Genomic DNA, 18,262 nt, shown 5'->3' on the forward strand with positions numbered 1-18,262 from the left:
ATTTTGGCAGCAAGCTCCAATGAGTCTACTCACATCAATTGTTGATCTGGATAGTATTCAGGTTAATTCTGCATCTTTACCGTTTAATCTGGACGACAAAGCAACAGAGATTGAAGCCTTAGCTCATACCATCGTTGAGCTAAGAGGGCTGATTGATATTCCTCTCGTCCGAGCGCTAAGAATTGATGAATACGAACTGGTGTCAGGACATTTAGAGTACTATGCTTTCCTCAAAGCAAGAGAAATCGATCCCGAATTACCCGATCGCATTACGGTATTCATTTTGAAGCCCAAAATTGAGGGCGCAATGCTTAAACAATTAGAGGTAACTGAAGCCGTTCGTCAACCTCCACTGCCAGGCCCTCCATCCCCTTCAAATCCAGCCCTCTCTGATGAAGGGACTTTATCGCTTAAGCTGAAGAATTTAGAATCTAGGCTTGAGCAAAGCTTTAAGCATCTCAGCAGTTCGATCGAACGGTTAAAGCTAGATTTAACAGAAACGATCGACAGCAAGTTGCCGCAGCCTTTACCGCCGCTGGAGGCATTCAATAGAATCTCGGAACCGGCAGTACAGCAGCAAGTACTTAAAAAGCTGGAGTTTTTAAGCCAGAAAAAGGCACTTAAGATTATTGAAAAACTCCAGGAACATCGCAAGCGTCATCCAAACGCTCAGTTTAAGCAGTTCAACGACGTGCTGGGTGTCCTGGAAAAAGGAACACTGTCTAAGGAAAAGATGCTGGAAGTGATCGATCGCTGGAACTAACTATGTGTACAGCAATAAAACGAATTGCCAATCTCGTCGTCTAGAACCCTCATCTTTAGGTACAGTTTTTAGACGGTACGAAAAAATGGTTTGCCAATTTACTCCATTTGTTGCAATTTCTTGATCCTACTCTGTGATAAAATAAACTGCCAATTTTTGATGCCTTTGTAAACTAAGGCTTTCAGGTACTACATTCCACATGGCAGCCGACCCACAATGAGGAGGCGATCGTACCTTGTATCCTACTACTAAAGAATTTTTGAATCGTTCTTGCACCACCGACCGGAGGGCAAGCTCGAACTGATCGAAGATCACCTGATTGTCGGTAGTACAATCGTGGGTGGCCAACTACTGCTGCGACAGATTCTTCAGGGTTGGCTAGCGATTGCGGCGATCACGTTTGCTCCCATTGAAATTTTGCTCCTATTGAAATATGAATCGAGGCGCTGTGGATAGGAGAGCGATCATTTGTTCGGGATGGTGTCATGCGGTTGGGAGAAAAAGGATTTACGCCTGACCTGATATTTTTCCAGTCCAAGAGTCCTTGAGAGGTGGCATTTCACAACCGCCTGTGGTGAAGCGAGAGAAGGGAAGGAGGGAGAGGAGCGTGGGGAAGGGGCAATTACCCCTTTGGGGAACTGCGAAGCATACGGGTGGCTGATGTTTAGAAAAAATTTTGAGGCACTTCGCGCCAGAGGGAAGAGAAAAAAGGGCAGAGGGCACAAGGGTAAGAGGGTAAAGGGCTACGGAGTCCTCGGAGCACGACACCCAGAGCGAGGGGGGCTTTGAGCACCAGTTCCCTCCAACTTTGGAAGGCTAGGGGGGCTAATCCTACTCCGGTTCAGCAATGCCACATGCCAAGAAGAAGTTTATGATTCATGACTTATAGTTTGTATAGGAATTAGCTCAATTCATCATTTTGAGTTAAGTTACGTTAACTTAACTACTGCCGAATAAAACCTCTTGTTAAAGCCCTGCTGCTAAAAACACTGATTCATGCATCCGCAAAATTCATCAGCCCCTTCCTTATCTTTAGATTCTGCAATTGATCGACGCCCGTTGACCATAGCTCCTGATGCGTCCCTGGGCAGCGCGATTAGGATGATGAGCAAAGCGCAGAGCAGCTGTGTTCTTCCGGGTTTAGAACTCTCGCTCAATACCGTACTGATGAGCGAAGCGCGAGCAAGTGGCATTCTGATTGTAGAAGGGGTACGGCTCCTGGGGGTATTCGGAGAGAGAGACGCCCTACAGGCGATTGTTTCAGGGCGAGATTTAACGGCAGTGAAAGTTGCTGACGTTGTGCGTCAACCAGTCATCGCCTTGACCCAAACTGAAGATCAAAACGTTTTTACTGCCCTCGCTCAGCTCCGTCAGCATCAGATTTATCATCTTCCTGTTGTGGATGAGCAGGAGCAGTGGCTCGGTATCATCACCCCGGCGAGTCTCCGCTGTGTCTTACAACTAGATGAACTACTGAAATTAAAGCAGTTAGCAGAAATTGTTTCTCTGCCGATCGTTCAAGCACCTGCAGCTACATCAGTTCTCCAGTTAGCTCAATTAATGCTTGATCGTGAAGCGGATTGTGTCGTGCTGACAGCAGCAGATGATACGCAGGATAATTCCCACCCTGTGGGATTACTTTTAGAGCGGCATGTGCTTCAGCTTTGGACATTAGGGCTAGATTTATCGCAGATACAAGCTCAGACAGTGATGAGCAGCCCATTCCTGCACTTCCCATCCTCAGAGTCGATATTAGTTGCTTACTGGAAGATGCAGCAAGCAAAAGTGCAGCGGTTTGGGGTATACGGACCCCAGGGAGAACTTTTAGGCGTTGTCTCACCCACAAGTTTTCTAGAGGTTCTGGCTCTTAATGAGATGTATGACGCTGCGGAACAACTGCAGCGATCGATCGAGCAGTTTGAGGCATCAAGCGGTGAATTGGCTCAAGAACAGGGTTCAGAATTGGCTCTTCATCTGCTAGAAAATCCGGTAGGCTTGCTGGAACAGCTGCAATGCAGCCAGATTCTAGCCGCGATGGCACTCCACATCCGAGAGTCCCTGAATCTTAATGACATCCTGCAGCGGAGTGTCGAGGAAGTCCGGCAATTTCTCAAAGCAGATCGAGTGATTATCTACCAGTTCCATCCAGACTGGAGTGGCACCGTCGTGGTCGAGTCAGTCGAAGACGGTTGGAGGCCTGCACTCAATAGCAGCATCCAGGATAAGTGCTTTGGGCAAAACTATGCCCAAGCTTATAAGAATGGACGGACTCAGGTTTGTGAGGATATTTATACAGCTGGTTTAACTCAGTGTCATATTGACATTCTGGTCCTATACGATATACGAGCAAGCCTGGTTGTCCCGATCCTGCAAGGAGAACACTTGTGGGGATTATTATGTGCCTATCACTGCTCTGGCCCCAGACAATGGCGATCGTTTGAAGTTGATTTATTGAAGCAACTCGCAATTCATATGGCGATCGCGATTCAACAATCTGAGCTGTATCAGCAAGTCCAGAACGAACTGAAAGAACGCAAGCGAACCGAGGAGCAGCTAAAACTGTCATTGAAGGAAAAAGAAGCCCTATTGAAAGAAATCCACCATCGGGTCAAAAATAATCTACAGGTGATTTCAAGTGTCTTGAGACTTCAATCGGACTACATCAGGGACGAAAGGGTACTTGCACTGTTCAAGGACAGCCAAAATCGAATTCGTTCAATGGCGCTGATTCATGAAAAACTGCATCAATCGAGTGATTTACTCAAAATCAACTTTGATGAATATATTCGTGACTTGGCGAATAATCTGCTTCGGTCCTATACGGCAAATTCGCAAGCAGCAACGCTACGAGCTGAGGCAGCAGGCGTTTGGCTCAATATTGATACAGCCATTCCCTGTGGATTAATCATCAATGAATTAGTTTCCAATACCTTAAAACATGCTTTTCCTACGCCAACCTCAGAAAATGAAATCCTTATTGAAATTTCCCCCACTTCTGACAATCGATTCATATTAACTGTTCAGGATAATGGAATTGGCTTTCCGTTAGAGCTAGACTTCCGTAACACAGAATCACTCGGCTTGGAACTTGTCTGCGTCTTTACTGAACAACTCGAAGGCACTATAGAACTCGATCGAACAGAAGGAACAGGAACGACCTTTAGAATTACATTTTCAGAATTAGAAAGTATAGGAAGGGAACAATAAATGGCTAATGAAAGGATTTTAGTCGTTGAGGATGAAAGAGTTGTTGCCCGTGATATCGAGAAGCGATTGAAAAAGTTGGGGTACAGTGTACCTGCATCAGTCGCCTCTGGAGAAGAAGCAGTTGAAAAGGTCGCGGAATTACGACCAGAGTTAGTTTTAATGGATGTCCGACTTAAAGGTCAAATGGATGGCATCGAAGCGGCAGAGCAAATTCGAGCCGATTTTGATACGCCTGTCATTTATTTAACGGCTTATGCTGATGAAGCCACATTGCAACGAGCCAAAGTGACAGACCCCTTTGGATATATCGTGAAGCCGTTTGATGAGCGGGACTTGCATGTTGCAGTCGAAGTTGCCCTCCGCCGGAAATTGTCAGAAACTGCGATTCGCGTCGCTCTAGAAAAAGAGAAAGAGTTGAGTGAGCTAAAATCTCGGTTTTGGTCAATGGCAGCTCATGAACTTCGAGGTCCGATGACCTCAATTCTGGGCTGTGCCCAATTGCTGGAGCAGGAAAATCATAATTTAACCGAAGAAAGACGACGCGAGTTTTTATACATAATTCAACAATCGGTTCGATCGATGAATCAATTGTTGGATGATTTATTATCTGTTGGTCAAGCCGCAGGTGGAAGCTTGAAGTTTAAGCCAGCCTCTTTAAATTTAGATCGCTTCTGTCGAAGACTAGTCGAGGAAATCCAATTTAGCACAGGTTCAAAGCACCGCATCCTTTTCAACAGTCAGGGGCACTGCGAGAATGCTTGTCTGGATCAAAAACTCCTCAGGCACATTCTCACGAATTTAATTTCAAACGCAATTAAATACTCTCCCCAAGATCGCCCCGTCTATTTTGACCTTTCCTGTCATGAAGAACAAGTCACCTTACAAGTTCGAGATATGGGAATTGGAATTCCTTCTGATGCTCAAAAGCATTTGTTTGAACCTTTTCAACGAGCAAACAATGTGGGCAAAATTCCTGGAACTGGGCTAGGGCTAACCATCGTAAAACATTGCTTAGACTTGCATGGCGGGCAAATTGATGTAGAGAGTGAAGTGGGCGAAGGAACAACCTTTGTTGTTAAGCTGTTCCAGCCGCTAAATAGCCAACTGGAAAGAACTGCACCGAGTTAAACAGGAATGACAAGGCGCAAGACTGCCAACAAAAAACTCTCGACTGACAACGGTAGTCGGGCTTAGCAATGTTTGTGATATTTATAATGTTTGTAATATCTACTATAGGAACAGCTTCACTGTCTTAATTGGGACTGTCTCAATTAGGCTAATGTAGCCACAGTGTTGCGTCGCAAAAAATATCTGAATGGCAAACGAACTTGATGGGCTGATTGCGTACACAAGGGACAAGCCACCGTTTTTCTCATCTTCTAGGTTAGAACATTCTCCATATAGACAAGCTAACTGCCACAACCTTCCTTCAGTGTGACAGTTAGTTTAAGACTTTACGCACGAGTTTAGAACTTTACGCGCGAGTTCAAGACTTTATTGTTTGCATACAAACATCGAGAACAGCTTCGTTAGAACAGCTTCGTTAAACTATTCAACTGTCACTGACTTCGCCAAATTACGCGGCTGATCCACATCTAAGCCTCGGCGCGACGCAATATGATACGCCAGGAATTGTAGTGGAATGACCGTCAGAATTGGAGAAAGCAGTTCCTCGACCGAAGGCACGGGCAGAATATCATCAAACACTTCCGCCGCATGAGCATCATTCATCGGTGTCACACCAATTAAACGCGCATCACGAGCTTTCGCTTCTTGAGCGTTAGAAATCACTTTCTCATACACCGCTCCCGGCATGGCAATCGCCACCACAGGCACTTTTGCATCCAGTAACGCGATCGGACCGTGTTTCATTTCGCCTGCGGGGTAGCCTTCGGCGTGGATGTAGCTGATTTCTTTGAGTTTGAGTGCGCCTTCGAGGGCGATCGGGAAGTTGATGCCCCGTCCTAAAAAGATAAAGTCCTGGGTTTCGGCGAAATCGTGGGCGAGTTCTTCGATGTAGCGTTCCTGGCTTTCAAGAATTAGCTCCATTTCTGAGGGAAGCTGGCGCAGCCCGGTAATGATTTGCTCCAGGCGATCGAGCGGAACGGTTTTGCGCCGATAGGCAAACTCTAACGCCAGACAGTAGAAGGCGACGAGTTGCGCAGTAAAAGTTTTGGTTGCTGCCACACCAATTTCGATTCCGGCGCGAGTGTCGATCAGATGATTTGCTAAATGTCCCAAAGTGCTGTCGGTGCGGTTCGTGATACCCAGGATGCGGGACTGAAATTTGCGATCGAGATCGGTTCTGCGTCGCTTGTCCATTTCCAGGGCAGAAAGGGTGTCTGCGGTTTCGCCGGATTGGGTCACACCGATCGTTAGCGTATGGGGCGTGAGTGGGGGCGGTGCGTAGCGAAACTCAGAGGCATACTGCACCTGTGTGGGGATTTCGGCAAGCTGTTCTAGCAAATACTTACCCACCAGTCCGGCGTGCCAGCTTGTACCGCAGGCAACGATCTGGATTTGCTCAATATCCGCATAAAACTCATCCGGCAGATTCAAGCGAATTGGGGAAGTAGAACTAGCGGCTGTCCACCCACTATCCAGATAGGCTTCCAACGAAGTTCTCACCACACCCGGCTGTTCATAGATTTCCTTCACCATGAAATGCCGGAAGCCCTGCTTTTCCACCTGAATCGGGTTCATGTCCAGCATTCGCGGCGTTTTCTTGAGTCGATGCCCGGCAAAGTCATACACTTCTACGCCCAGCGGGGTCAGCCTTGCCAGTTCGCCATTTTCCAGCGTCAGCACAGCGCGAGTATGCGTCACCAGAGCCGGAGTATCCGACGCACAAAAGAATTCGCCCTGCCCAAACCCGATCGCCAAAGGAGCCTGCTGCCGCACTGCAAGGAGTTCATCGGGATAGTCGGCTGAAACGATCGCCAGCGCAAACGCGCCCTGAAGGTCATTCACTGCCAGGCGTGCCGCTTCGAGTAAGGGATTGGGGCTGGTAGAGAGTTCTGCCAGATAATCGGCAATCAGGTGGGGAATCACTTCGGTGTCGGTATCCGATCGAAACTCGTGTCCCTTTGCCTTCAGGTGTTCGCGCAGTTCGCGATAGTTTTCAATAATGCCATTTTGCACGACTGCCAATCGCTTTACCGTATCCATGTGGGGATGGGCGTTGTATTCCTCCGGCTTGCCGTGGGTTGCCCAGCGCGTGTGTCCAATGCCGACCTGTGCGGGAATATGTAAGCCTTCTAACTTGTCTTGCAGATTTTGCAGTTTGCCCTTCGCCCGGACACAGTGAATTTCGCCTTCCCAGATGGTGGCAATTCCCGCGGAGTCATAGCCGCGATACTCCAGCTTGCGTAACCCTTCGAGCAAAATACCGCTTGCTGCTTGAGTTCCGATGTAGCCAACAATTCCACACATGGGCTGACGCTCCTCTTCAGGCTAAAGTGGATGGATTTATTTTAATGGGGGCAATTATTGTTCACGCACCTGGATATACAGCAGTCGATCTGGTGATTCCAGAAAGGTGATTCCAGAAAGGTGGAGCTTGGCTCGATCGCGAAGGTTTGCCCCACCCTGCCCTGCGGACTTCCCTCCCTGGAGGAGATGGGATTAATGGGTTTGTTTTGGGTTTTGTGAAGTGAGGTTAGTCTGACGAGATTGTGATTAGGCGATCGCTGAACGCTAAACAACGGCGCTTAAATCAGACAAGGCAGAGCCGGGCTGAACTGACCCTGATGCTTTCAAACTGTCAAGAAACGCATAAACCGCCGGAGAATGTAACCCTTCTGCCAAGATTGCTGCGCCGATAATTCGCTCTAGTTTCACGGGCAGACTTCTCACCTGAACATGGGGTGGCAGTGGCTCGGCGGCTAATCGTCCCATAATCGTAATGCCCAAGCCTTGGCTGACCATGCCCACAGCGGTCGAATCTTCCGTTACTTCGTAGGTGGGTTTTAAGGGCTGCTGAAAGCGATCGAAGTGAGCATCAATCAGGATGCGGCACTCGTCCTGCGACGAAGGCAAAATTAAGGGCAGCCTGTACAGATCCTGCCAGGTGAGGGAGTCTTTGAGCTTGCAGCTGGGGGGAAACAGAACCAGATACTCATCGCGCAGCAGTTCCCAGGATTCAAATTCATCGGTCGTCGGCAAAATGGTAATGCCCAGGTCTGCCTGACCCTGCCGCAGGGCTTGAGCAACGGAAACGCCGAAACGACATTCGCGAATCGTAATACTCACGCCCGGAAACCGCTTCTGAAACTCTGCAATCACGCCGGGCAGCACGTGAGTCGCCGCACTCCGAAATGATGCAATTCGTAGATGACCGCCCTGAAGCCCCTTCGCGAGGTTTGCTTCTTTGCCGATCGCCTCCAGATTATCCAGCATGGTATGAGTATGCGTCAAAATGCGTTCGCCTACGGGAGTTAGCGAAGCCCCATGTCGCCCCCGCGACAGCAGCACCACGCCTAATTCAGCTTCTAACGCCGCGATTGCATGACTGATGGCGGATTGAGACACACCAAGCTGAAAAGCCGCCTCACTGAAGTTGCCATACTTGGCGATCGTAGCCAGTGCCCGCAGTTGCGATAGCTTAATGCCTTCAAGATTCATCGCGTCCACCTCTTCCCTGCACTTCCCAGATTGTCGCTTAAATTCTCAGGAGACTCCAGAGGTAAACATGAATTTTTTTCATGGAAACGATGCAGTGCGCTTTTTGATTTCATCGTTGCAGCTACTTAAAGTGGGGCTATCAGATGAAATTTTGTTACGGCGATGGAGTTTATTCCGCCATTCAATTTACTCATCGTGCTCCAGCACGAGCATGACCAAAGAAGTAATCTGCCTGCAAACCGTCTGATTCACCCTTCGCATCCGGGAGTCATGGTATGAGAACTGATTTCAATCCGATTCAGCAATCCTCCCCCCTCGTTAATCCACGATCGCCGCAAACCTGGCAAAATGGACGCCTCAAGCGGATCTGGGATCGATTTGTGCAATATTGTCTCGGTTATTCTGAACCGCAAATTACGCTGAAGCGCGATCGATCGGGTGAACATTACTGGAGCGTCTACGACCCGACGACCCATCAATCACTCACCTTCGGGAGCGCAAACGAAGTTCGGATCTGGCTCGAAGAACGCTATCGCAGATGAAAATCCGACTTAATTTTGATTGGCTCTCTTTTAATCGAACAGCAACCAAATTCCTGCTAAGGCGATCGTCGCTCCTAAAATTGCCCTTAAACTCACTCGTTCTCCTGCCCAGAAAGCGATCGGAATCACAAACAGCGGACTGGTCGAGGTGAGAGCCTGAGCAATGCCCGTGGCAGTGAATTTGAGGGCAGTTTGCTGGAGCCAGATTGCCAGATACGTGCCGCTAAACGCGGTGAGTGCCAGGATAGCCAGGAAGCGGGGCGATCGAAGCGGCTGGAAAACTCGGAGGGGCTGACGCTTTGCCACCATCCAGACTAGCAAAATTAGCACACCTGCTGCAAGACGAATCAGCGTACTCCAGAGTGGGCTGACTGTGGTTCCGGCTAACGCTGCTCTGGACAAAACGGCTCCGCCTGCCTGACCCAGTGCCGCCAGTAATCCGAAGCCAATCCCCAACCAGCGGTGCGATCGATCTCGCGGCTCATTGGGTGTGCGTTCCACCACGACCCAGGCAACCCCTCCCAGGGTTAAGGCAATTCCGATCCAGGTTTGCAGCCCTAGCTGTTCGCTAAGGAATAACCCTGCCAAAATTGCTGCCATCGAAGGCGACAACGCCTCAAATAAGAGCGATCGTCTTGCCCCCAGCGCATTCAAACTGGCAAAAAACGCGGTATCGCCCAACCCAATTCCGATCGCCCCGCTCAACCCCAGCAGCAAGACACTCATCCCGCTCAAGTCAGGCACATCGCCCCGCAGCAGCAGCGTCAGCAAAATAAAGCCGATCGCAATCCCACTCTTCGTAAAGTTCAAAATTAGGGGCGGCATCTGTTTCCCCAACCCCACATAAATCGAGGAAGCGATCGCCCAGATCAGCGCAGCCCCCAATCCGGCGATTTCACCCTTATAAGTCTCAATCCAATTCACAGGTTCTCAGCGTCCGAGTCAACCTTTCCATTCTGCCGTGTAAATAATTTGGAATTCGGAATTGGCAATTGCAAAGCCTGGAGTGAGCGATCGTGCTCAATGCGTCTCTTTGCTGTACCGCTCTCCCTTTTCAAACTGTTCCTCAACAAACCGCACTGCCTCGGCTCGATCGCGCACCACTCCATCCAACGTTGCATCAAAAACCGTTTCTAAAATCTCCTTATACTGCCGTCCGGGTTTGAAGCCAAGCTGTTTGAGATCGTTGCCGTTGAGCAAAGGTTCGATCGCCGAATCCTTAGTGAGGTATTGCCAAATACGTCGTCGAATTGCGCGAGAACTGGTGATTGCTAGCAGCGTCAGCGTCTCAAAATCCAAGGGTTGCAGCAGCCGATAAACCTTACTAAGACGGGTTGTCCCAGAAGGGAAGTGCTTCGCATCGCATTCAGGCAATTGCTCATTTACCCATTTTTGTCGATCGTCAAACTGTCCTAGTCGATCGAGGCTGCCGGCAGGAAGCTGAAAATGCGTTGCGACTTTGACTCGGGCTGCGGGTAGCAGGTGCAGCAGCATGACTTCGAGCAAAATTTGCCAGTGAGAAAAGGTTTTGGAAGGGGCAAATTGTTTCAGCCAGCGATCGGCAAAACGGAGCTGGTACCAGAGGGAATCGGTGAGTTTCAGCTCAGGATGGATACAGCAAATTGCGCCCAGATGATCTAAAAGCGCGATCGCCCGTTTCCAATAGGAAGCTTCCAGAATGTATTTCAACTCTTGCTTCAGGCGGGTTTGCAGTGCGGGGGTTTTCTCCATTTCGAGCTGGATTCGGTCATAAACCCCGCTGGCGATCGCATGGCGAATGTAACCTTCAGTTTGCGGTTCGATCTGAAATCCAAGTCGCGTGGCAAAACGCACTGCGCGATAGATGCGCGTTGGGTCTTCGATAAAGCTATTGGCATGGAGGACACGGATTTGCTTTGCTTCCAGGTCAATCACACCGCCAAAAAAGTCGAGCAGTTCGCCGCGTCGGGGGGTAGTCAACCGGATTGCCATCGCGTTAATCGTGAAATCGCGCCGATATAAATCCTGCCGGATTGAGCTTGCCTCGACTTCAGGGTTTGCCGCCGGATAGGGATAAAACTCGGTGCGAGCCGTAGCGATGTCCACCCAGAGCGAGCCAAGTTCGGGATCGTTGTGCCAGAGGAGGGCTGCAGTCTGAAATCGTCCGTGGATTTGCAGCTTCGTTTGCGGGTAGCTTTCCTGCAATGCTCGTGCTAGCTCGACTCCTGCTGCCTGGTCTGCCGATCGATGAAAGCCATCTACCACTAAATCAATGTCATACAAATGGGGTTCACCGCTCTGGGACAGCAGCATATCGCGCACTGCACCGCCCACCACATAGAGCTGCCAACCGCGCTGCTCTGCCAGTGTTGCTGCCTGCATCAGCACATTCCACAAAGCTGGAATCAGGCGACTTCGGAACATTCCCTGCACAACTTCTGGAAGGAGGCAAGCTTGACGCAGTGAGGGTTTTTTCGCATCGCGTACCGTTTGCCTTGCCTGGTTTTGCCTGCCCTGATACTGCCTATCCTGATGAAGCTGGCGCAGCACATCGGTTCGTGTCACCATGCCAACAAGCTGTCCGTCCTCCAGCACAGGCAATCGACCGATATCAAAGGTGGTCATCAGCGATTCGATTTCCGGCAGCGAGGCATCGGGGGCGATCGTCTTTAGATTCGTCGTCATGTAGCCTTTCACCGGAGCATGGCTGAAGCCGTGATGCAGTGCAATGTCAATATCCCGTCGAGAAATAATGCCAACCAACTGCCCTTCCGCATCCACCACTGATAGCCCCGCATGACCGTACCGCAACAAAATTCGCTGTGCTTCCTCGATCGTCGTTTCTGGGCGAATCGTGCGAACCGGAGAAGACATCATTTCTCGTGCCGTTGGCGGCTGGGGAATCTGCTGCGTCAAGCGATCAACAATCTGCTGAAACTCGCTTTCCGGATCAGCCGCCCTCAGGGATAACGATGCTGCCCGCGAATGTCCACCGCCCCCCCAGGGCTGGAACAGCTCACCCAGATTCAATTCGTCTAATCCCAGTCCACCTCGCGAGCGTCCGATGACCGTCAACCGTTCTTCCGTACCGTCTCCTAAACTAAAGCGCGTCGCCAGCAGCAGCACATCCGCCTCGGTCAGGGTCAGCAGCCGCGATGCTAGATTCGACAGCCCCACCACATGACCTCCCACGGGCAGCAGCACCCAGGCGATCGAATTGCCGCGAATGGTTTCCGTCTGCATTTGCTCCAGGGCGATCGTCAACAGCTCTTGCAGCTCTGGAGATAATCCTGGCTCTACATATTCCCCGATCGATCGCAGGTTTGCGCCCTGAGCCATCAGCCAGGTCAACGCTGCTGCATCTCGCACAGTCGAATGATCAAACGTGAGCGACCCCGTATCCACATGAATGCCCAACGCCATCACGGTTGCTTCTGCCGGAGTCAGCGTGATTTGTGCCGCCTGAAGCTGCTCCACGATCAGCGTGGTGGCTGACCCGATCGCCTCCACACACATTTCGTCTGCCGCAATATCTCCATCGGGATGATGGTCGTACACCGTAACTTTAATTCCCGGCAAATCCAGCCATTCCGCCGCCTTGCCCAACCGATCGCGCCACTGCGTATCCACTACAATCAGCGATCGAATCTGATCAGCATTTACCGATCGTCGCTCAATCAGCGCATATTCATCCCGATGCAACGCCAAAAAATCATGCACTGTGGGATGACTTCCCCCCGTCAACACAACTCGCGCTCCCGGATGCAGCCGCGTTAAGCCGATCGCCGCGCCCAGGGTGTCAAAGTCAGCCGTGGTATGACAGAGGATGATATCCATAGTCACTGTAGAAATAATGGCAAAACGATTTCTTTACTTTAGCGATCGTCTCCCCGCTTTTGACCAAACAACCTGAAAAGACGAAGCAATGCGAAAGAGCCTCCCCAATTCAATGGAAAACTCGATCGCACCTGCTTCGCCCTAAACGATTTAATTAAACGACTTAATTAAAGGGGTGTGAAAGGGGTGTAATGAATAGGCAAGTGAGCAGCCTAACTCTGCCGCCTAACGCTGCACAAAGCTGAGGATGAACGATCGCACCTGTTTCTTAAGGCAATCCAGCGATCGTCTCCCTGATCGTCATGCCATTTGCGAATCATTAACCAGCAGAACACTGTGCGAAACGGCGATTAACTTCTTCCCAGTTCACCGTGTTCCACCACTGCTTCAGATATTCGGGGCGGCGGTTCTGGTACTTGAGGTAATAGGCGTGTTCCCAAACATCGTTGCCCATGATCGGGTAGTGACCATCGGTGATCGGGTTGTCCTGGTTGGGGGTGCTGACGATTTCGAGTTTGCCGTCGCTAGAGCGCACCAGCCAAACAAAGCCGCTACCAAACCGCTTCACGCCAGAATCGTTGAACCGCTCTTTAAAGGTTTCAAAGCTGCCAAAGGTGTCATTGATTGCTTCTGCGATCGCCCCAGTCGGTTCACCGCCTGCATTAGGAGCCATCAGCGTCCAAAAAATCGTGTGGTTGAGGTGTCCGCCGCCATTGTTGCGAACGGCAGTCCGAACGGCTTCTGGAACAGTATTGAGATCGCGAATTAGTTCTTCAATGCTCTTGCTTTGCAGGTCAGAGTGGGATTCGGTCGCCGTATTCAGGTTCTTAACGTATGCGCCGTGATGCAGGTCGTGGTGGATCTGCATGGTCTGAGCGTCGATGTAGGGTTCGAGCGCGTCGAAGTTATAGGGCAGTGCGGGGACTTCAAATGCCATAGTGAATCCTTATTATTCTCTCAACTGTTTCTACAGATTATTCTAACGAATCTTTTGAAAGAGAAAACTATCAAAACCAATTTTCAACAGAAATTTCTATCAAAACCAGTAAAGAGGCGGAAGGATATAGCGGAAAAGTTGCTGTCGCTGTATCGCTTTAGATCGATCGGATTCAACGCTAAGAGGATACAGGCTCGCTCCAAAGCCAGGCTGCTCAGAAGCTAAAACAGCCGATTACAAACTTGCGTTATCGGATCTCATTCCTCTAATTGTCTTAGGTGACTCTTGGGATAGAGATGCCTTAGAAAATCAAGCTGGTATGCTTCGGGATGATTATTACTGCTCTGTCTTAAGTCTCCAAAATTGGAAAGCTGGACGTGCTTTCAAGGCTCAAAGCGGCGTAATTTTTTGCCGCAAATATCCTCTAAAAAAATCCTCTAAAAAATACTGTGTGAGGAAAAGAAAAAGTATGAAACCAGTCATCATCGTTCATGGTGGAGCAAAAACAATTACAGAAGATAAGGTGGCAGCAAATCAAGCGGGATGCTTAGCGGCAGTTGAGGCGGGCTGGGAGGTGTTACGTACCGGAGGCAGTGCAGCCGCAGCGGTTGAGGCAGCGATTCGTGTCCTTGAAACGGATCAGACGTTTAATGCGGGCTTCGGTTCGACGATGAACAGTGAAGGCGAAGTTGAAGTCGATGCCGCAATCATGGACGGGGCAACACTAGACTGGGGAGCCGTCGCAGCTGTCCAGGGCGTTCGCCATCCGATTTCTGTTGCTCACAAGATTATGAAGGAAAAATCCCGATTTCTCGTGGCACGAAGCGGGGAACGGTTTGCGCTAGAACACGGGCTAGAAGTGTGTGCTAAAGAAGATTTGGTCAGTGAAGAACAGTATCAGGAGTGGAAAGAGGAACTTGAGGTTTTAGACCGCCCCAATACGGTGGGCTGTGTCGCGTTAGATGTCAATGGGAATCTGGTCGCCGGAACTTCCACAGGCGGAACCACTGGGCAACCTCAGGGGCGAGTCGGCGATACTGCATTAGTCGGCTGCGGCTTGTATGCCGATAACCGCTCTGGAGCTTGTTCGACGACAGGAGATGGTGAGTCGATTATTCCAGTCGTACTGGCAAAAACCGCGATCGATGCCTTGGTTGCCGGAAAGCATCCCGATGATGCAGCGCAACATGCGATCGACACCCTAATCGATCGAGTGGCGGGAGAAGCAGGCTGTATTTTGATCGATCGAGAGGGACAAGTTGGCTGGGCACATAACTCATCTGAAATGGCAGTTGCCTATATGTCCGATGAGCTAAAGCAGCCTGCCTTTTTTACCCGTCAGGATCAAAAGTTCACAGTTGTTTAACTCCTCTGTTTAACCCCCTCCCCGCTATGGCTTCTCAAACCTCCTTCCAGTTTTTTCAGGGCAATTCACTTTCTGATTTGTTTGCTCAAGACATTAGCAACGGAAACTACGCGCTGATTTTGAACTACCCAGCGACAGCAAGCTGGGCAGCTTATCCAAACACGCAAAAATACTTTCTGCAAGATGGCAGCGGCGAATCAACCAAAACATCCTTCGATAAGATTTGCCAGAAAGAACCCTGGAAGAATTTAGCAGTGTTGGGGCACGGGCTGCGCGGTGTGGTCATCAGTCCACCTAGTAACACACTGATCCACTATTGGCGCGAGCATTTTGGCTTTCGCGATTTACAAGCAGAGAAGCTGGATTGCTCAACATATCTGGATGATCTCAGTCAGGGTAATGACTCCTCTGGGCAACTGCAAAGTAACCAAATCGATCGCGTCATTACCCTCTTTCCCTTTGATCACCTGCTGCCCGAAAGACACGCTGTTGATCCAGAAATTCATTACCGCTTGCTCAGTAAAGCAACGCTTTCCCAATTAGGAGTGCCCTGCCCTACTTATCAAACTTATCAGTTAAGTGAAGTTCGTCTTGATCAAATTCCGCTCCCTTCCCAATTCCCCTACTTAATCAAGACGTCGCATGGTCTTTCCGGTGAGGGAACTTATATCATCCGTACTCAGAGTGACCTGAACTACTGCCTGGAAGAATTAGAGAAGTATCTCAAAATTAAACTGCTCGAAACAATTATTGTTTCCGATTTTGTTAAGCATGAAGTAAATAATTACTGTGTACAGTTTTACGTTAATAAAGCTGGAGAAATCACGTTAATTGGCGTAACTCAGCAGCTTGTCAGCTCTGAAGGGACATACTTGGGAGGCGTGATTGACTACACCAATGATTTGAGCAAGTTTTCCTCGATGATTGCGGCAGTTGGAAAATATGCCCATCAGCAAGGATACTTTGGAGTCATTGGTTTTGATGTATTAGAGAATCGGAACGGCGAACTTTACGCGATCGATGCTAACTTCCGCATCAATGGTTCTACACCTCTTTGTCTCCAGCGGCATCAGCTATTGAAGCTGAATAAAACAATCGCAAAATACTCCAGCGATTATCGCATGGAAGGAACGCTTGACTCCATTCTGACAACGCTCAAGTTGCATCTCGATCGCAGAGATTTCTTGATTCTCTCGGCTCTGGAAAAAGTGAAATATGGAAAAATCTACACCGAAATTTACGGCATTGTCACTGGAGAAACCGTAGAGGAGATGCAGCAGGTTGAGCAGAGTTTGCACCAAAAAGGATTGCATTTAACAGGCTAAATAATAAACCGCTGATAAACAATTGGAAGGCAACCCAAAATGACGGCAGCGATCGACGATACAAAACGAATAGCAATCGCCATGCAGTTAGCAGAGATGAAAGCATTGCAAAATCTGCTAATTCACAACGATCAGCTACTCCTGAATGCGATCGAAGATGATGAGATTCATCATGAGTTGCAGGAAATGCTAAAACAGGATGAAAAGAACCTGGGCATTCTGGAAACGGTCATCGTTCAGTATGGGGTTCCGGGTGAGTTAAAGGAAACGGTTGAGCAAAGTCTTGAGAACACCCAACACTTGATAGAAGATACTGAATTAACCCTGTCTGAGAAAGTTTTGCAGCATGAATTGCTGAAGCATCAGCAGACGATGGCAGGACTGATCATTCACAAAGCAGCACAGGTAGTTGGGGCTGATATTGAAGCAGCGATCGCGCCCTTACATGCCATCAACTTTGAAAACCGCGCTCATCAAGAACGGCTCAAAGGAATCTTAGAAGTGCTGGGGGTGCGTGAACTGACTGGACAAGATCCGGCTCAGGGACTATTGGCAAGAGGCGAAGATGCGGTTGCAGCTTTCACAGGCATCGTGGGCAGTGTGGTGACGCGATCGGATGATGAGATGAGCCTCCGCGATCTGCTTTTGATGGATCACAGCAAGGCAGATATTCTGTTTGCCGAAATTTTAGGAAGTGATGATCCACAAAAAATTCAGGAGTATTTTGGGCAGCTTTATCGGGATGTCAAGGTTCACGGCTTAGCTGAAGAACAGGTTTTCTATCCGGCTCTCAGCCCCTACTACGAGCAGATGCAGGAAATTGTTGATCAAACCGATGATGCGATCAAGCTGCTGGATGAGGTCAAGCAAATCGATCCTGCCGACCCCAGCTTTAAAACACGAATTGAACAGGTGAGGCTTGCGGTTCGAGGTCATGTCGATCAAGAGGAGAATGATATCTTTCCCCGCATTAAACAGTATCTCAGTAACGATCAGCAGAAACAATTGGCGACGGATTTCAAAGCCGCTAAAAGTCAGTTACAGGAACAGGAGCAGGAACACCATAGAGCTATCCCTGTATTAGAGCCGCAGATGAGTCAGAGCAGAGGTGGTGGCAACACAAAACCCTGGTTTGTTTATATGAATCATAGAATTCCGTGGAAGCTTGTGTTTCAAACGAAGGCTGTGATCAACTGGGTTGAAGCCGTTTTGTTTCTGATAGGCGATCGATGGGTACGAGAATTTTTGAATACAGAACCACTCGTCAATCTCGAATACTCGCAGCTCTTCTATGGCTTCGTTTTCATCATCGGCATTGGTTATTGGTGGGTGAGCCAGGACGTTACGCAAAATCGCGGCATTGTCAAACTCGGGATTTTCGCCCAATTTAGCGTTTTTGGATTGCTTGCTTATCATACTTTGATCGGCAGTCTTCATCCGTTTTATCTGCTGTCCGGTGTGTTTGATTTGACCTTTGCAATCTTATTTGTTCTGTTCCTCTACTTCGATTCCCAGGCGAAACAAGATGTTCCAACGAATGGAGTTTTAGAGTAGTCAGAATCACATAGCAGGCGATCGATGGCGGAAGTGAGTTTGAGGAGTGTTCGAGGGGCTGCATTTCCCTCTAAATTCCCCAACTTTGGCGAACTTTGAAACTTAGGGAAGGCTGGCTCAGTTTCCCTG

The 18,262-nt window shown here is 49.3% G+C and carries 12 protein-coding genes; 7 read left to right on the top strand and 5 right to left on the bottom strand.

Annotation, left to right across the window (positions count from 1 at the left end; genetic code table 11):
* The first annotated feature begins 19 nt into the window (after positions 1-19).
* From NDA02_RS13915 to NDA02_RS13925, 3 genes are all read left to right on the top strand, one after another.
* Complete coding sequence (locus NDA02_RS13915; RefSeq protein WP_348255134.1) at positions 20-763, top strand: hypothetical protein; 744 nt, start codon at positions 20-22, stop codon at positions 761-763.
* Between the two features lie 1,104 nt (positions 764-1,867).
* On the top strand, positions 1,868-3,970 hold the full coding sequence (locus NDA02_RS13920; RefSeq protein WP_348255136.1) for a histidine kinase dimerization/phosphoacceptor domain -containing protein: 2,103 nt from the start codon (positions 1,868-1,870) through the stop codon (positions 3,968-3,970).
* Positions 3,971-5,098, top strand: a complete 1,128-nt coding sequence (locus NDA02_RS13925) for an ATP-binding protein (protein ID WP_190792604.1) — start codon at positions 3,971-3,973, stop codon at positions 5,096-5,098.
* Between the two features lie 420 nt (positions 5,099-5,518).
* Here the strand turns inward: NDA02_RS13925 and glmS are convergent, their stop codons facing one another.
* Together glmS and NDA02_RS13935 are read right to left on the bottom strand one after the other, a co-directional pair.
* On the bottom strand, positions 5,519-7,402 hold the full coding sequence (gene glmS, locus NDA02_RS13930) for a glutamine--fructose-6-phosphate transaminase (isomerizing) (RefSeq protein WP_348255137.1): 1,884 nt from the start codon (positions 7,400-7,402) through the stop codon (positions 5,519-5,521).
* 264 nt (positions 7,403-7,666) lie between these two features.
* Positions 7,667-8,593, bottom strand: a complete 927-nt coding sequence (locus tag NDA02_RS13935; RefSeq protein ID WP_190790849.1) for a LysR family transcriptional regulator — start codon at positions 8,591-8,593, stop codon at positions 7,667-7,669.
* Between the two features lie 275 nt (positions 8,594-8,868).
* Here NDA02_RS13935 and NDA02_RS13940 point away from each other — a divergent pair, with 275 nt between their 5' ends.
* The gene (locus NDA02_RS13940; RefSeq protein ID WP_190790850.1) at positions 8,869-9,135 is read left to right on the top strand and encodes a hypothetical protein; all 267 of its coding nucleotides are present in this window, start codon (positions 8,869-8,871) and stop codon (positions 9,133-9,135) included.
* 30 nt (positions 9,136-9,165) lie between these two features.
* On the opposite strand, the gene NDA02_RS13945 is transcribed toward NDA02_RS13940, so the two are convergent.
* From NDA02_RS13945 to NDA02_RS13955, 3 genes are all read right to left on the bottom strand, one after another.
* Entirely contained in the window at positions 9,166-10,059 is an 894-nt protein-coding gene (locus tag NDA02_RS13945; RefSeq protein WP_347277838.1) for a DMT family transporter, read from the bottom strand.
* Between the two features lie 96 nt (positions 10,060-10,155).
* A complete protein-coding gene (locus NDA02_RS13950) occupies positions 10,156-12,951 on the bottom strand; it encodes a CBS domain-containing protein (protein ID WP_190790851.1) in 2,796 nt (931 codons plus the stop codon).
* A 319-nt stretch (positions 12,952-13,270) separates the two neighbouring features.
* Complete coding sequence (locus tag NDA02_RS13955) at positions 13,271-13,888, bottom strand: superoxide dismutase (protein WP_190790852.1); 618 nt, start codon at positions 13,886-13,888, stop codon at positions 13,271-13,273.
* A gap of 469 nt (positions 13,889-14,357) precedes the next feature.
* Between NDA02_RS13955 and NDA02_RS13960 the strand changes: the two genes are divergently transcribed.
* Genes NDA02_RS13960 through NDA02_RS13970 form a run of 3 tightly spaced genes read left to right on the top strand, consistent with a single transcriptional unit; the run spans position 14,358 to position 18,133 of the window.
* Positions 14,358-15,254, top strand: a complete 897-nt coding sequence (locus tag NDA02_RS13960) for an isoaspartyl peptidase/L-asparaginase family protein (protein ID WP_348246707.1) — start codon at positions 14,358-14,360, stop codon at positions 15,252-15,254.
* Between the two features lie 26 nt (positions 15,255-15,280).
* Entirely contained in the window at positions 15,281-16,579 is a 1,299-nt protein-coding gene (locus tag NDA02_RS13965) for a carbamoylphosphate synthase large subunit (protein WP_348246706.1), read from the top strand.
* Positions 16,580-16,618: 39 nt separating this feature from the next.
* On the top strand, positions 16,619-18,133 hold the full coding sequence (locus tag NDA02_RS13970; protein ID WP_348246705.1) for a hemerythrin domain-containing protein: 1,515 nt from the start codon (positions 16,619-16,621) through the stop codon (positions 18,131-18,133).
* Positions 18,134-18,262: the final 129 nt, after the last annotated feature.

This window comes from Leptolyngbya sp. ST-U4 (assembly GCF_039962215.1).
GTDB lineage: Bacteria > Cyanobacteriota > Cyanobacteriia > Elainellales > Elainellaceae > Leptolyngbya_A.

Bases quoted from the DNA above. Each gene is read 5' to 3' on its own strand.
- NDA02_RS13940 (WP_190790850.1), top strand. From the start codon at position 8,869: ATGAGAACTGATTTCAATCCGATTCAGCAATCCTCCCCCCTCGTTAAT.
- NDA02_RS13915 (WP_348255134.1), top strand. From the start codon at position 20: ATGAGTCTACTCACATCAATTGTTGATCTGGATAGTATTCAGGTTAAT.
- NDA02_RS13935 (WP_190790849.1), bottom strand. From the start codon at position 8,593: ATGAATCTTGAAGGCATTAAGCTATCGCAACTGCGGGCACTGGCTACG.
- glmS (WP_348255137.1), bottom strand. From the start codon at position 7,402: ATGTGTGGAATTGTTGGCTACATCGGAACTCAAGCAGCAAGCGGTATT.
- NDA02_RS13970 (WP_348246705.1), top strand. From the start codon at position 16,619: ATGACGGCAGCGATCGACGATACAAAACGAATAGCAATCGCCATGCAG.
- NDA02_RS13950 (WP_190790851.1), bottom strand. From the start codon at position 12,951: ATGGATATCATCCTCTGTCATACCACGGCTGACTTTGACACCCTGGGC.
- NDA02_RS13960 (WP_348246707.1), top strand. From the start codon at position 14,358: ATGAAACCAGTCATCATCGTTCATGGTGGAGCAAAAACAATTACAGAA.
- NDA02_RS13925 (WP_190792604.1), top strand. From the start codon at position 3,971: ATGGCTAATGAAAGGATTTTAGTCGTTGAGGATGAAAGAGTTGTTGCC.
- NDA02_RS13920 (WP_348255136.1), top strand. From the start codon at position 1,868: ATGAGCAAAGCGCAGAGCAGCTGTGTTCTTCCGGGTTTAGAACTCTCG.
- NDA02_RS13955 (WP_190790852.1), bottom strand. From the start codon at position 13,888: ATGGCATTTGAAGTCCCCGCACTGCCCTATAACTTCGACGCGCTCGAA.
- NDA02_RS13965 (WP_348246706.1), top strand. From the start codon at position 15,281: ATGGCTTCTCAAACCTCCTTCCAGTTTTTTCAGGGCAATTCACTTTCT.